Origin of the sequence: Rhodosalinus sp. (genome assembly GCF_041685465.1) — a bacterium.
In the GTDB taxonomy this organism is placed as follows: domain Bacteria; phylum Pseudomonadota; class Alphaproteobacteria; order Rhodobacterales; family Rhodobacteraceae; genus Rhodosalinus.
Window position 1 is genome coordinate 7583 of record NZ_JAWLFS010000020.1, and the last position, 13104, is coordinate 20686.

A 13104-nucleotide genomic window follows, 5' to 3' on the forward strand; every position below is an offset into this window, starting at 1 on the left:
GCGCGCGTCGTCGTTTCAGCGCCGGGCGTACCAGCTCGCCGAGGCGTTGCGGCGGGTGAAATACTCCCCCATCAGCCCGAGCATGAGCAGCACCACGCCGACGATGAGCGGGTACTCGATGGAGCTGTTGCGCGGGAAGTAGTTGACGAAGGCGAACCCGCGCGACTGGTCGATCGTGTGAAAGAGCGGGTTCCAGTCGAACATCGCCAGCATGGAACCGGGCATCATGTTGGCCACGAACATCTTGCCCGAGGCGATCATGTTGGCCCGCTGATAGACCATCGCGAAGATCGAGACGAAGGTGGGAAACCACGGCTTCACCGCCAGCAGCACGAGGCCGATCGCCGCGCCGGTGAACCACGCCAGCAGGAACATGCCCACCACGCCGACCGGGTCGTGCAGCTCCACCGGCGTGAAGGCGACGTGATAGACGAAGAGGACCAGCGCCGCCGAGAGCACCTGAATGTAGAGCGAGCCGAGCGCGGCCGAGAGGATCGCGACCGCGGTGTTCATCGGCGCATGCTGCATCATCGGCGAGGCCGGCCCCTCGGATGACAACACCGCGCCCAGCGCCTTCACATGCGTCAGGAAAAGAAAGATCCCCGTCATGATGAAGATCAGGAAGTCGCCGCGCAGCGCCATGCCGCGCAGGCCGAGCACGGTGAACATCACGTAGAAGGCGAGGACGAAGACGACCGTCTGCAGGACGTTGACCGCGATCGACATGATCGGGCTGCCGTGCGACTTGCGCACGCTGCGCACGATGCCGTGATATACCAGCTCGAAGAGTGCCGCGGTCGATGCCGCCGTCCCGCGCCGGTTGGATTGCTGAAACATGGGGCCCCGCCTGCCTGCGCTCGCGGAAATTGCACCGGAAATCTTGCCGTTCCCTTACGTCTGCATCATAAGGAGGCGACGTTGAGCTTGCAATCGGCGCCCGCGGCTGCGGGCGATATATTCTCAGTTTTTCCGGAGCCGCAGATTGGATTACGAGCGTTTGACCGAGGTGATGCGCAGGCTCGCGCTGGAGGCGGGCGACCGAATCATGGACTTCTACGGTGCCGCCGGGGTCGAGGTGCGGGCCAAGGACGACGAGAGCCCGGTGACTGCCGCGGACGAGGCGGCCGACGCGCTGATCGCGGAAGGGTTGCGCGCCGCGTTCCCCGACGTGCCGCTCGTCACCGAGGAACAGGCCGACACGCACGCCCAGGAGATCGACACATTCCTGATCGTCGATCCGCTGGACGGCACGAAGGAATTCGTCAAGCGTCGGGGCGACTTCACCGTCAACATCGCCTATGTGGAACACGGGCTGCCCGTCCGCGGCGTCGTCTATGCGCCGGCGCGCAAGCGTCTTTTCTACACCACCGCCACGGGCCGCGCGCTCGAGGAAACGACGGACGACAGGGGCGCCCATGATCCCGAAACGGTGGGAGAGACGCGCCGGATCGCCGTGGCCACCCCGGACAACGCCGCGCTGCGCGTGGTCGCCTCGAAGTCGCACCGCGACGCCGAGACCGACGCCTACATCGCCCGCTACGAGGTGGCGGACACGAAGAGCGCCGGTTCCTCGCTCAAGTTCTGCCTGCTCGCGACGGGGGAGGCCGATCTTTACCCGCGCCTCGGGCGCACGATGGAATGGGACACCGCTGCGGGCCACGCGGTGCTCGCAGGCGCCGGCGGGGCGGTTGTCCGCTTCGACGACCACACGCAGCTGACCTACGGCAAGCCGGGCTTCGCGAACCCGTTCTTCATCGCCTACGCTCCCGGTGTGGCGCTCGTCGGGTCATAATTTCGCCGGGTGCATCCGGTACGCGCGATGTATCGGTGTAGCGTGGCAACCGCGACACGAGGCGCGCGACGGGGTGCGCGGCGGCGTCGAACCGAAAACGCCGAACGCAGAACGAGGAGGCGAAGATCATGCGCAAGAAGGTCACCAAGGCGATCTTCCCGGTCGCGGGACTGGGCACCCGGTTTCTTCCGGCCACCAAGTCGGTCCCGAAGGAGATCATGACGCTCGTCGACCGCCCGCTGATCCAGTACGCCATCGACGAGGCGCGCGCGGCGGGCATCGAGGAGTTCATCTTCGTCACCTCGCGCGGCAAGAGCGCGCTGGAGGATTATTTCGACAATGCCCCGCAGCTCGAGGCGGAACTCAGGAAAAAGGGCAAGGATGATCTCCTCGCGCTCCTGAAGTCGACCGACATGGCTTCGGGTGCAATCGCCTACATCCGGCAGGACAAGCCGCTCGGCCTCGGCCACGCGGTCTGGTGCGCGCGACGCCTGATCGCGAGCGACGAGCCCTTCGCCGTGATCCTGCCCGACGACGTGATCGATGGCGAGCCCCCGTGCCTGAAGCAGATGGTCGACGCCTACGAGGCGACGGGCGGCAGCATGGTCGCCGCGATGGAGGTCCCGAGGGATCGAATCAAGTCCTACGGCGTGCTCGACTGCGCGTCCGAGGATGGTGCGCTGGTAACGGTGCGGGGCATGGTCGAGAAGCCCGCGCCCGAGGAGGCGCCGTCGAACCTCGCTGTGATCGGGCGCTATATCCTGACGCCGGACGTGATGACGCGTCTCGGCAACATGAAGTCCGGGTCGGGAGGCGAAGTGCAACTGACCGACGCCATCGCCGAGGAGATCGGCGGCCCGGCGGGCGTCTACGGCTACCGCTTCCGCGGCCAGCGCTTCGACTGTGGCTCGAAGTCCGGCTTCCTGCAGGCGACCGTGGCCTTTGCGCTGTCGCGCCCGGAGCTGCGTGACGACCTGCTCGACTACATGCGCGAGCAGGTCGCCCTCGACAGGGCGGCGCAGTAGGGCCGCGTCGTGAGCGTCGTTCTCGTCACCGGCGGGGCGGGTTACATCGGGGCGCACGCCTGCAAGGCGCTGGCGCGCGCGGGCTACACGCCCGTCACCTATGACAATCTTTCCACCGGCTGGGAGGCGGCGGTGCGCTTCGGCCCGTTCGAGCGGGGCGATCTGCTGGACCGGGACCGCCTCGCCGAGGTCTTCGCGCGCCACCGGCCCGGGGCGGTGATGCATTTCGCCGCGCTGAGCCAGGTGGGCGAGGCGATGCGGGAGCCCGCGCGCTACTGGCGCAACAACCTCTGCGGCTCGCTCAACCTGGCCGAGGCGGCGGCGGAGGCGGGCTGCCGCAACTTCGTCTTTTCCTCCACCTGCGCGGTCTACGGCGAGCAGGACGGCGTCACGCTCGACGAGGAGAGCGCGCAGGCGCCGCTCAACGCCTACGGCGCCTCCAAGCGCGCGGTCGAGGACATGCTGCACGACGTGGGCGCGGCGGCCGGGCTGCGGCGCGTGGTCTTCCGCTACTTCAACGTCGCCGGCGCCGACCCGGAGGCGGAGGTGGGCGAGCACCACGAGCCCGAGACCCACCTGATTCCGCTCGTGCTGCAGGCGATCGACGGGCAGCGCCCCGCGCTCACGATCCACGGCACGGATTACGACACGCCGGACGGCACCTGCATCCGCGACTACGTTCATGTCTCCGACCTGGTGGCGGCGCATGTCCGCGGGTTGACGTGGCTGGAGGAGGGCGGCGAGAGCCGGGTCTTCAACCTCGGCACGGGGCACGGCTTCTCCGTGCGCGAGGTGATCGAGGCGGCGCGGCGCACCACCAACCGCCCCGTCCCGGTGGAGGAGGGGCCGCGCCGGCCGGGCGACTGCACGCGGCTGGTGTCCGGGTCCGATCGGGCGGCGCGCGATCTCGGCTGGCGGCCGGAACGCTCGACGCTCGAGACGATGATCGGCGACGCCTGGCGCTGGCACCGGGGCGGGGGCTACGCCTCCTGAGGAGAGCAGGGTGGAAACGGCGCGGGAGCTCTGGCTGGCCTACCGGTTGCGATGGAAGCGCCGCCGACTGCTGGCCCGCGCGCTGCGCAAGCGCCGGCAGCTCCACCCGGTGGCCGACCGCACCCGCGCGATCCGGCGCGGCGATATCCTTGCCTTCGTCACCGTCCGCAACGAGGCGCTGCGCCTGCCCTTCTTCCTCGACCATCACCGGCGGCTCGGCGTCGATCATTTCCTTTTCGTGGACAACGACAGCGACGACGGCACGCGCGCATGGCTCGCCGAGCAGGCGGACGTCTCGCTCTGGCGCACGGGGCACAGCTACAAGCGGTCGCGCTTCGGGATGGACTGGCTGACCTGGCTGCAGATGCGGCACGGGCACGGGCACTGGTGCCTGACGCTGGATGCCGACGAGATCCTGATCTATCCGCACCACGACACCCGGCCCCTGCCGGCGCTCACCGAGCGGCTCGACCACGAGGGGCGGGAGAGCTTCGGCGCCATGATGCTCGACATGTACCCCAAGGGGCCGCCCGGCGCGCAGCCCTACGCCGCCGGCGACGATCCCTTCGAGACGCTGGCGTGGTTCGACGCCGGCAACCACTTCATCGAGGTGCAGCCGAAGCTGCGCAACCTCTGGATCCGGGGCGGCGTGCGCGCGCGCGTCTTCTTCGCCGACCGGCCGCGCCGCGCGCCGACGCTGAACAAGATCCCGCTCGTGCGCTGGAACCGGCGTTACGTCTACAACACCTCGACACACCAGATCCTGCCGCGCCGGCTGAACGCAGTCTATGACGCGGAGGGCGGCGAGCTTCTGTCAGGCGTGCTCCTGCACACGAAGTTCCTCAACACGATCGTCGACCGCAGCCGCGAGGAGAAGCTGCGCCGCGAACACTTCGAGGTCGCCGACAGCTACCGGGCCTATTACGATGCGCTTATGGCGGATCCCGACCTCTGGTGCGCGGCCTCCACGCGCTACACCGGCTGGCGTCAGCTCGAGGCGCTCGGGCTGATCTCGCGCGGCGGCTGGGTCTGACCGAGAGAAGCGTTTACCCGAACCGCGCGCTTTCGTATCTTTCGTGCGCGAGGCCCCCGGGCGACACGAGAGGGGCGCGCAGGCGAGGCGGGCGCGGGCAGCCTTCCGTTGATCGGAAGCGCGTGGAGGTGCCCCGCCCTCGGTGGTGCGGCGGCGGAGAGGGTCGTTTGGGTCTCTGGACATCCTACAGGCTGCGATGGCGGCGCAAGGGACGGCGGGCGCGCGCGGCGCTGAAGCGCCGCGAACTCGCGTGCGTGGCCGACCGCACCGCCGCGATCCGCCCCGGCGACATCCTGCTTTTCGCCACGCAGCGCGACGAGGGCGTGCGCCTGCCGTGGTTCCTGCGCTACTACCGCGAGCTCGGGGTGGATCATTTCCTCTTCGTGGACAACGACAGCGGCGACGGCTCGCGCGAGTACCTGGCCGAACAGCCCGACGTCTCGCTCTGGCACACCGCGCAGAGCTACAAGCGCGCGCGCTACGGCGTGGACTGGATGAACGGGCTGCTCGGGCGCCACGGGCACGGCCACTGGTGCCTGACCGTCGATCCCGACGAGTTCCTGCTCTATCCCTTCTGCGACACGCGCCCGCTGCGTGCGCTCACCGACTGGCTCGACGGGGCGGGCGTGCGCTCCTTCAGCGCGATGCTGCTCGACATGTATCCCAAGGGGCCGATCGACGCGCAGCACTACCGCGCCGGGCAGGACCCGCTCGAGATCGCGTCGTGGTTCGACGCCGGCAACTACACGATCCGCAGGAACCCGGATCTCGGCAATCTCTGGATACAGGGCGGGCCGCGGGCGCGGACCTTCTTCGTCGACCGGCCGGCGAAGGCGCCGGCGCTCAACAAGATCCCGCTCGTGAAGTGGCATCGCCGCTACGCCTACGTCAGCTCGACGCACATGCTGCTGCCACGGGGGCTCAATCTGGTCTACGATCGCGGCGGCGGCGAGAGGGCGAGCGGCGTTCTCATGCACATGAAGTTCCTCGACACCCTCGGCGCCAAGGCCGAGGAGGAACTCGCCCGCGGCGAGCACTACGCCGCGGGCCGCGAATACGCGGCCTACGCCCGCGGCCTGTCCGAGACGCCGGAGCTCTGGACGCCGTGGTCCGAGAGCTTCATCAACTGGCGACAGCTCGAAATCCTCGGCCTGATGTCCAAGGGCGAATGGGCATGACCGCACGGCTCGGCGTGATCCTCCTCGTGCACACCGCCTTCGACCGGGCCGAGCAGGTGGCGCGGCACTGGGCGCGGGCGGGCTGCCCGGTGGTGATCCACGTCGACCGCGCCGTCTCCCGCGCGCGGTACGGCGCCTTCGCGCGGGCGCTCGCCGACGAGGCGCGCATCGTCTTCTCGCGCCGTTACCGCTGCGAGTGGGGCACCTGGGGGCTCGTCGCGGCCGCGCAGACGGCCGCCGAGACCCTGCTGTCGCGCTTTCCCGACGTGGGGCATGTCTATCTCGCCTCCGGCGCCTGCCTGCCGCTCCGCCCGGTGGAGGAGCTGATCGACTACCTCGCCGAGCGGCCGGAGACCGACTTCATCGAGAGCGCGACCACCGCCGAGGTGCCCTGGACCGTGGGCGGCCTGCACGAGGAGCGCTTCACCCTTGCCTTCCCCTTCGCGTGGAAGCGGCACCGCCGGCTCTTCGACGCCTACGTCGAGGCGCAGCGCCGGATCGGGCGCCGGCGCGAGATGCCGCACGGCCTCGTGCCGCACATGGGCAGCCAGTGGTGGTGCCTGACGCGGCGGACCCTCGCGACGATCCTGGAGGATCCGAACCGCGCCGATTACGACCGCTTCTTCCGCTCCGTCTGGATTCCGGACGAGAGCTACTTCCAGACGCTCGCGCGGCGGCATGCACGGCGTATCGAGAGCCGGTCGCTCACGCTCTCGAAGTTCGATTACCAGGGCAGGCCGCACATCTTCTACGACGACCACCTGTCGCTTCTGCGCCGCTCCGACTGCTTCGTGGCGCGCAAGATCTGGCCGGGGGCGGAGCGGCTCTACGAGGCGTTCCTGACCGACCGCGCCGGCGCGATGACCCGGGCGGAACCCAATCCCGGCAAGATCGACCGCCTCTTCGCGCAGGCCGTGGAACGGCGCACCCGCGGCCGCCGCGGCCTCTACATGCAGAGCCGCTTCCCGGCCGAGGGGCGGGAAAACGGGGTCACCGCCGCGCCCTATTCGATGGTGCACGGCTTCGCGGAGCTTTTCGAGGATTTCGAGGACTGGCTCGCCCGGATGACCGGGGCGCGGGTGCACGGGCATCTCTTCGCGCCCGAGCGCGCGGAGTTCGCGGAGGGCGCGACGGTGATCGAGGGCGCGCTGACCGACGCCGCTGCGCTGCGCGACGCCAACCCCAAGGCCTTCCTCACCAACCTGATCTGGAACACCCGCGGCGCGCGGCAGTGCTTCCAGTTCGGCCCGCGCGACAACCAGCGCATCAACTGGATCATCGCCAAGGACCCCAATGCGCAGATCGCCGCCGTGACCGGTGCGTGGGCCGTGCCGCTCTTCCGCTCCGGGCGCCCCGCCGCCGAGATCCGGGCAGAGGCCGCGCGCCTGCAGTCGGTCGAGGCGGCGCACCTCAAGGTGCTGCGCTCGCCCTGGACCGCGGCGCGCATCCGCATCTGGAGCATGGCGGAGATCGTCGAATCTCCGATGGAGCCCCTGCAAACCGTTCTGTCCGACATGGGCGCCCCCCATGCCGGACGGCTCGCCGAGGCGCCGCAACTCGTCGACCTGGAGGGGTTCGGCCGCTTCCTGCAGGATCTCAAGAACCAGGGGATGCACCCCTATCTGACCGGCGACTTCCCGGTGGAGCCGGCCGCTCCGCGCGCGGCGCCGCGTCCGCCGCGCAAGCCTTACGTGGTGCGCTGAGCCATGACCGACCGCTTCGACTGCTTCGTGATCCTCGCGGCGATGCGGACAGGCTCGAACTTCCTCGAGGCGAACCTGAACGCGCTCGAGGGCGTCGCCTGCGAGGGGGAGGCGTTCAATCCGCATTTCATCGGCTACCCGAACCGCGAGTCGGTGGCGGGCGTCACCATGGCCCAGCGCGACGCCGATCCGCATCGCCTGCTCGCCGCGATCCGCGAGGCGCCGGGCAGGCTGGCGGGGTTCCGCTATTTCCACGACCATGATCCGCGCGTGCTCGACACGGTTCTCGCGGACCCGCGCTGCGCGAAGATCGTCCTCACGCGCAACCCGCTGGAAAGCTACGTCTCGCGCAAGATCGCGCAGGCCACGGGGCAATGGAAGCTCACCAACGTCGCGCGCCGGAAGGAGGGGCTGGCCGCCTTCGACCCGGTGGAGTTCGAGGCCCATGTCGGCGAGCTTCAGGCCTTCCAGCGCCGCCTCCTGCACGCGCTGCAGACGACGGGACAGACGGCCTTCTACATCGCCTACGAGGACCTTCACGACCTCGACGTGCTGAACGGTCTCGCCGCGTGGCTGGGGGTGCCGGCGCGGCTCGACGCGCTCGACCGCGGGCTGAAGCGGCAGAACCCCGAGCCGGTGACCGCGAAGGTGGCCAACCCCGAGGCGCTCGCCGAGGGGATCGCGCGGCTCGACCGGTTCGATCTTTCGCGCACGCCGAATTTCGAGCCGGCGCGCGGCGCCGCGGTGCCCGGCTGGCTGGCCGCGCCGCGCGCGCCGGTGCTCTGCCTGCCGCTGCATGGCGGCCCGCAGGCGGAGCTGCGCGCGTGGCTCGCCGGGCTCGACGGGGTCGGGGAAGAGGCGCTCCTGCAGGATTTCACGCAAGCGAGCCTGCGGCGCTGGATGCGGGACAATCCCGGCCATCGCCGGATCGCCGTGCTGCGCCATCCGCTGGCGCGCGCGCATCACGCCTTCTGCACGCGCATCCTGCCGACCGGGGAGGGAAGCTTCGCACGCATCCGCCGCGTGATCCGGCGCACGCACGGGCTCGACCTGCCGGATGACTGGCCCGATCCCGGCTGGACCGCAGCGCGCCACCGCGCGGCTTTCGCGGGTTTTCTCGGGTTCGTGAAGGACAATCTCGCCGGCAACACGAACCTGCGGATCCCGGGCGACTGGTGCGGCCAGACGGCGGCGCTTGAAGGGATGAGCGCCGTCGCGCCGCCCGACCTGGTCGTGCGCGAGACGGAGATGGGCGACTGGCTGCCGGCCGTGGCGCGCGCCGTGGGCCGGCCGGAGGCGCCGCCCCCCGCCGCCGCGCCCGAGGACGCGCCCGTGCCGCTTTCGGCCATCTACGACGCGGACCTCGAACGGCGCGCGCGCGAGGTCTACGCGCGCGATTACGAGCGCCTGGGCTTCGCGGACTGGGGCGGCTGAGCCCCGGCCTCAGGCAGCCTTCACGCTCTGGGCCTCGGTCAGGATCGTGTGCAGCTTGGCCGGGCTCGGGTTGGCGCGCAGCTTCGCGCAGAGCCCCGGATCGCGCAGCGTCCGCGACACGAGCGCGAGCGCCTTCAGGTGCTCGACGCCCGCCGTCTCGGGGGCGAACAGGGCAAGCGCGATGTCCACCGGCTGCCGGTCCACCGCGTCGAAATCGACCGGCTTTTCCAGCAGGATGAAGGCCCCGCGCATGGCGTCGAGTCCCTTGAGACGGGCGTGCGGCAAGGCCACGCCCTGCCCCACGCCGGTGGGGCCGAGCGCCTCGCGGTCGAGAAGGCACTCGACGGTCGTCCGCGCGTCCGTGCCGTAGGCCGATTCGGCCAGCTCGGCCAGCTCATGGATCAGTCGCTTCTTGCTGGAAGCGGACGTGACCACCCGAACGGCGTCGGGTTTGACGAGATCCTGAAGCGTCATGTCCTGCTCGTTTTTCGCCCCGGCGCGGGGTCGCTGGTCCGTTGTCAGGCCGGATCCTGAGGTTCGATCCAGCCTATGTTTCCGTCCTCGCGTCGGTAGACCACGTTCACGCCCTGCCGGGACTCGTTGCGGAAGACGAGAACCGGCACCTCCGCCAGTTCCATCTGCATGACCGCCTCGCCGACCGACAGCGAGGGGATCTGCGTCTGCGTCTCCGCGACGATGACGGGTTGCAGCGTGTCAGGCTCCGAGTCGTCGTCCTCTCTGGCGGCGAGGATATACGAGGAGGCGCCGGTGACTTCAACGGGCTGTCGACGCTCGCGGTGGTGGTCTTTCAACCGTCGCTTGTAGCGGCGCAACTGCTTTTCCATCTTGGCGCAGCAGGCGTCGAAGGCGGCGTAGATCTCCGTCGCGGCGGCCTTGGCCTGCGCCGTCAGGCCGGTGGACAGGTGCACGGTCGCCTCGCAGACGTATTCGTGCGCGCTGCGGGAAAAGACCACCTGCGCGTCGGTGGGGCGGTTGGCGTATTTTTCCAGCGCCGCGCCGAGCTCGGCCTTCACATGCGTGTTCAGCGCCTCGCCGATGTCGATCTGCTTGCCGGTGACCTGATAGCGCATGACCGCTCCTTTCCTGGATTGCCCCGCCCGGCGCGGCGTCGCGCCGCGGCGCCGGGACGGGGAAGGGGACGGACCGCCCGGACGGCCGCGCCTGTCGTGCGCAGCCCTGTCTGTCCTGAAGCGGTACCGTCATGCGGGATATTTGACGGGAGCGCAGCGCGCCCTGTCAATCACAACCGCTTCCTTGCCTGGTGTCAGGAGATGCGGAAGCTGTCGCCGAGATAGACGCGGCGGACGTTCTCGTTGCGCACCACGTCCTCGGGGCTGCCGGACATCAGCATCGTGCCGTCGTGCAGGATGTAGGCGCGGTCCACGATCTCCAGCGTCTCGCGGACGTTGTGATCGGTGATGAGCACACCGATTCCCCGCGTCTTCAGGTCGGCGACGAGGTGGCGGATATCGCCGACGCTGATCGGGTCCACCCCCGCGAAGGGCTCGTCGAGCAGGAGATACTTGGGATCGGCGGCGAGGCAGCGCGCGATCTCGACGCGCCGCCGCTCGCCGCCCGAGAGTGCGAGGGCCGGCGCGCGGCGCAGGTGCTCGATCGAGAAATCGGAGAGCAGCTCTTCGAGCCGTTCGCGCCGGCGGTGCCGCGCGCGCACGGTGATGTCGAGCACGGCGAGGATGTTGTCCTCGACGCTGAGGCCGCGGAAGATCGACATTTCCTGCGGCAGGTAGCCGATGCCGAGGCGCGCGCGGCGGTACATCGGCAGGCCGGTCACGTCGCGCCCGTCCACGAGGATCTGTCCGCCTTCGGGAAAGACGAGTCCCGCGATGGCATAGAAGCAGGTCGTCTTGCCCGAGCCGTTCGGGCCGAGAAGCCCCACCACCTCGCCGCGGTGCAGGTCCATGCTGACATCGCGGATGACGACGCGCCTGCGATAGCTCTTGCGGAGGTGGCGCACCTCGAGCCCCTGCGCGCCCTCGGCGACGGAGAGATGCGGCGCGGCCACTATTCCGCGTCGCCGGGCTGCAGGACGGTGCGCACGCGCCCGGAAAGCTCGGCACGCCCGGTGTCCAGGTCGACGTTCATGCGTTCGGCGGCGACGATCGTCTGGCCGCGGGTCAGCAGCACCTCGCCGCTCATGCGGATGCGGCCGGCCTCCACCTCGTAGTCGGCGCGCTCGGCCTCCGCCGCGTCGTCGCCGCTCACCAGCGTGACGCCGCCCGTCGCCTCCAGTCGCTCGATGCGGTCACCCCCGGACGTGTAGACGACGCGAACCTCCGACGCCGAGAGGCGCATCGTGTCCTGCGAGATCGTCACGGCGCCGGTGAAGACAGCGATACCGGTCTCCTGATCGACCGACAGGTTGTCGGCGGTGACTTCCACCGGCGCGTCCGGGTCGGCGCCGTCCGCGCCGAAGGCCGTCTCCGTGCCCTGCGCCAGAAGCGGGCCGGCGATCAGCGCCGCGATCAGCGCCCCGGCGCGCCGGCAGTTCCCAAGATTCATCACGCCCGTGGCCCGCCTATTGTCCGCGCGGATCGTATAGCAGCTTCACGCCCTCGGTGAAAAGCAAGCGCGCCCCGCGGTCCTGCGTGGCACCCTCGACCAGCAGCCGGCCGGCCGTCACGCGGCCTGCCGGCGCGCGGCCCGTGACGGGGCCCGCGCTCTCCATCCGCAGGCGATCGAAATCGAGGGACAGGCGCTCGGTCTCGAGGGCGTAGCCCGTTGAACTCGACAGCTCGACGCCCCCCGAGAGCTGCGCCTCCGAGGCCGCCTCGTCGAGAACGGCGCTGCGGGCGTTGAGGCGGATCTCGCTGCCGCCGGGCAGGCGCGCGGTGGCGCGCAGCGCCTCCGCTATCGCGCGGCCGCTGGCCTCCGGGGCCGGCCGCGCGCTGCGCGCGGTCAGCATCAGGTCGGTGCCGTCCTCGGTCACGGCGGCGAAGGCCGGTCCGGAGACGCGCTCGCCGTCGCCCGCCGTCTCGCCGCGCCGCTCGAGCCACTCCGGCGTGGTGGGCGGCGCAGCGGGGCGCGAGAGCAGAAAGAGCACGGACAGCAGGCCCAGCGCCGCGAGCGGCAGCGCGATCTTCAGCCATGCCATCACGCGGGACCGGGTGTCGTTGCCGAGGGCCATCCGCTGTCCGTCCCTCCGGGCCGCGCACGGCCTGCGGCGGCTCAGTGCGAGAAGATGTCCTGCTCCGGCCAGCCGGAGAGGTCCAGCATCGCGCGCGTCGGCAGGAAATCGAAGCAGGCCTGCGCGAGTTCGAGCCGCCCCTCGCGCATCAGCATCTCCTCCAGCGCTGCGCGCAGACGGTGCAGGTAAAGCACGTCGGAGGCCGCGTAGTCCAGTTGCGCCGGGCTCAGCGTCGTCGCGCCCCAGTCGCTCGACTGCTGCTGCTTGGAGATGTCGATGCCGAGCAGCTCCTGTGTCAGCACCTTGAGACCGTGCCGGTCGGTGTAGGTCCGCACGAGCTTCGAGGCGATCTTGGTGCACCAGACCGGCTCGGCGAGGCTGCCGAAGGCGTTGTGCAGGGCGGCGATGTCGAAGCGGCCGAAATGGAAGAGCTTCAGCGTGTCCCGGGACTCGAGCAGCCGCTGCAGGTTGGGTGCCGAGGCCTGCCCGCGCGCGACCTGAACGAGATGCGCGTCCCCGTCCCCGCCCGAAAGCTGCACGACGCACAGCCGGTCGCGGTGGGGATTGAGACCCATCGTCTCGCAGTCCACGGCCACCACCGGCCCGAGGTCGAGATCGGCGGGAAGATCGCCCTGATGAAGATGTACGGCCACGTCGGCGCCCCCGCATCGTCTGCACGGACGGCTTAGAGCCTCCGTCACGGGGGCGCAACCATCCGGCCGCGGACGTCATTTTTCTGCCCGATTCGCGAGTGCAGCGCGGTCCGCCGTCTGCCGCGGA

The 13104-nt window shown here is 70.0% G+C and carries 14 protein-coding genes; 7 read left to right on the forward strand and 7 right to left on the reverse strand.

Features of this window, described 5'->3' with window-relative positions; translation table 11 throughout:
• Positions 1-15 precede the first annotated feature (15 nt).
• Complete coding sequence (locus ACESL7_RS02620) at positions 16-837, reverse strand: ABC transporter permease (RefSeq protein WP_372891167.1); 822 nt, start codon at positions 835-837, stop codon at positions 16-18.
• A gap of 145 nt (positions 838-982) precedes the next feature.
• Here ACESL7_RS02620 and cysQ point away from each other — a divergent pair, with 145 nt between their 5' ends.
• The 7 genes from cysQ to ACESL7_RS02655 all read left to right on the forward strand — a co-directional run bounded on the left by cysQ (position 983) and on the right by ACESL7_RS02655 (position 9158).
• Positions 983-1792 carry a 3'(2'),5'-bisphosphate nucleotidase CysQ gene (cysQ, locus tag ACESL7_RS02625; RefSeq protein ID WP_372891169.1) on the forward strand — a complete coding sequence of 270 codons (810 nt, stop codon included), beginning with the start codon at positions 983-985 and terminating at the stop codon, positions 1790-1792.
• Between the two features lie 128 nt (positions 1793-1920).
• The gene (locus tag ACESL7_RS02630) at positions 1921-2817 is read left to right on the forward strand and encodes a UTP--glucose-1-phosphate uridylyltransferase (protein ID WP_372891171.1); all 897 of its coding nucleotides are present in this window, start codon (positions 1921-1923) and stop codon (positions 2815-2817) included.
• Positions 2818-2826: 9 nt separating this feature from the next.
• Positions 2827-3810, forward strand: coding sequence for a UDP-glucose 4-epimerase GalE (galE, locus tag ACESL7_RS02635; RefSeq protein WP_372891173.1), 984 nt, complete (start codon positions 2827-2829; stop codon positions 3808-3810).
• Between the two features lie 10 nt (positions 3811-3820).
• Entirely contained in the window at positions 3821-4843 is a 1023-nt protein-coding gene (locus tag ACESL7_RS02640) for a glycosyltransferase family 2 protein (protein WP_372891175.1), read from the forward strand.
• A 167-nt stretch (positions 4844-5010) separates the two neighbouring features.
• Positions 5011-6021 (forward strand): glycosyltransferase family 2 protein, encoded by a 1011-nt coding sequence (locus tag ACESL7_RS02645; RefSeq protein ID WP_372891177.1) that lies wholly within the window; start codon positions 5011-5013, stop codon positions 6019-6021.
• Positions 6018-7724, forward strand: coding sequence for a DUF5927 domain-containing protein (locus tag ACESL7_RS02650; RefSeq protein WP_372891179.1), 1707 nt, complete (start codon positions 6018-6020; stop codon positions 7722-7724). Before ACESL7_RS02645 ends, ACESL7_RS02650 begins: the two co-directional genes overlap by 4 nt.
• A gap of 3 nt (positions 7725-7727) precedes the next feature.
• Positions 7728-9158: a nodulation protein NodH gene (locus tag ACESL7_RS02655; protein ID WP_372891181.1), complete on the forward strand. Its 1431-nt coding sequence runs from the start codon at positions 7728-7730 to the stop codon at positions 9156-9158.
• Positions 9159-9167: 9 nt separating this feature from the next.
• On the opposite strand, the gene ACESL7_RS02660 is transcribed toward ACESL7_RS02655, so the two are convergent.
• The 6 genes from ACESL7_RS02660 to ACESL7_RS02685 form a co-directional block, all read right to left on the reverse strand.
• Positions 9168-9632 (reverse strand): PTS sugar transporter subunit IIA, encoded by a 465-nt coding sequence (locus ACESL7_RS02660; RefSeq protein WP_372891183.1) that lies wholly within the window; start codon positions 9630-9632, stop codon positions 9168-9170.
• A gap of 44 nt (positions 9633-9676) precedes the next feature.
• On the reverse strand, positions 9677-10249 hold the full coding sequence (gene hpf / locus ACESL7_RS02665; protein WP_372891185.1) for a ribosome hibernation-promoting factor, HPF/YfiA family: 573 nt from the start codon (positions 10247-10249) through the stop codon (positions 9677-9679).
• Positions 10250-10443: 194 nt separating this feature from the next.
• On the reverse strand, positions 10444-11202 hold the full coding sequence (gene lptB, locus ACESL7_RS02670; protein ID WP_372891187.1) for an LPS export ABC transporter ATP-binding protein: 759 nt from the start codon (positions 11200-11202) through the stop codon (positions 10444-10446).
• Positions 11202-11699: a lipopolysaccharide transport periplasmic protein LptA gene (gene lptA / locus ACESL7_RS02675; RefSeq protein WP_372891193.1), complete on the reverse strand. Its 498-nt coding sequence runs from the start codon at positions 11697-11699 to the stop codon at positions 11202-11204. The genes lptB and lptA overlap by 1 nt, the downstream gene beginning before the upstream one ends.
• Positions 11700-11715: 16 nt before the next feature.
• On the reverse strand, positions 11716-12324 hold the full coding sequence (gene lptC / locus ACESL7_RS02680) for an LPS export ABC transporter periplasmic protein LptC (RefSeq protein WP_372891189.1): 609 nt from the start codon (positions 12322-12324) through the stop codon (positions 11716-11718).
• Positions 12325-12365: 41 nt separating this feature from the next.
• Positions 12366-12977 carry a ribonuclease D gene (locus ACESL7_RS02685; protein WP_372891191.1) on the reverse strand — a complete coding sequence of 204 codons (612 nt, stop codon included), beginning with the start codon at positions 12975-12977 and terminating at the stop codon, positions 12366-12368.
• Between the last annotated feature and the right edge of the window lie 127 nt (positions 12978-13104).

What these genes read in the sequence shown, in the direction of transcription:
- ACESL7_RS02660 (WP_372891183.1), bottom strand. Translation starts at nt 9,632, where the DNA reads ATGACGCTTCAGGATCTCGTCAAACCCGACGCCGTTCGGGTGGTCACG.
- ACESL7_RS02650 (WP_372891179.1), top strand. Translation starts at nt 6,018, where the DNA reads ATGACCGCACGGCTCGGCGTGATCCTCCTCGTGCACACCGCCTTCGAC.
- ACESL7_RS02620 (WP_372891167.1), bottom strand. Translation starts at nt 837, where the DNA reads ATGTTTCAGCAATCCAACCGGCGCGGGACGGCGGCATCGACCGCGGCA.
- hpf (WP_372891185.1), bottom strand. Translation starts at nt 10,249, where the DNA reads ATGCGCTATCAGGTCACCGGCAAGCAGATCGACATCGGCGAGGCGCTG.
- lptA (WP_372891193.1), bottom strand. Translation starts at nt 11,699, where the DNA reads ATGAATCTTGGGAACTGCCGGCGCGCCGGGGCGCTGATCGCGGCGCTG.
- lptC (WP_372891189.1), bottom strand. Translation starts at nt 12,324, where the DNA reads ATGGCCCTCGGCAACGACACCCGGTCCCGCGTGATGGCATGGCTGAAG.
- ACESL7_RS02655 (WP_372891181.1), top strand. Translation starts at nt 7,728, where the DNA reads ATGACCGACCGCTTCGACTGCTTCGTGATCCTCGCGGCGATGCGGACA.
- ACESL7_RS02630 (WP_372891171.1), top strand. Translation starts at nt 1,921, where the DNA reads ATGCGCAAGAAGGTCACCAAGGCGATCTTCCCGGTCGCGGGACTGGGC.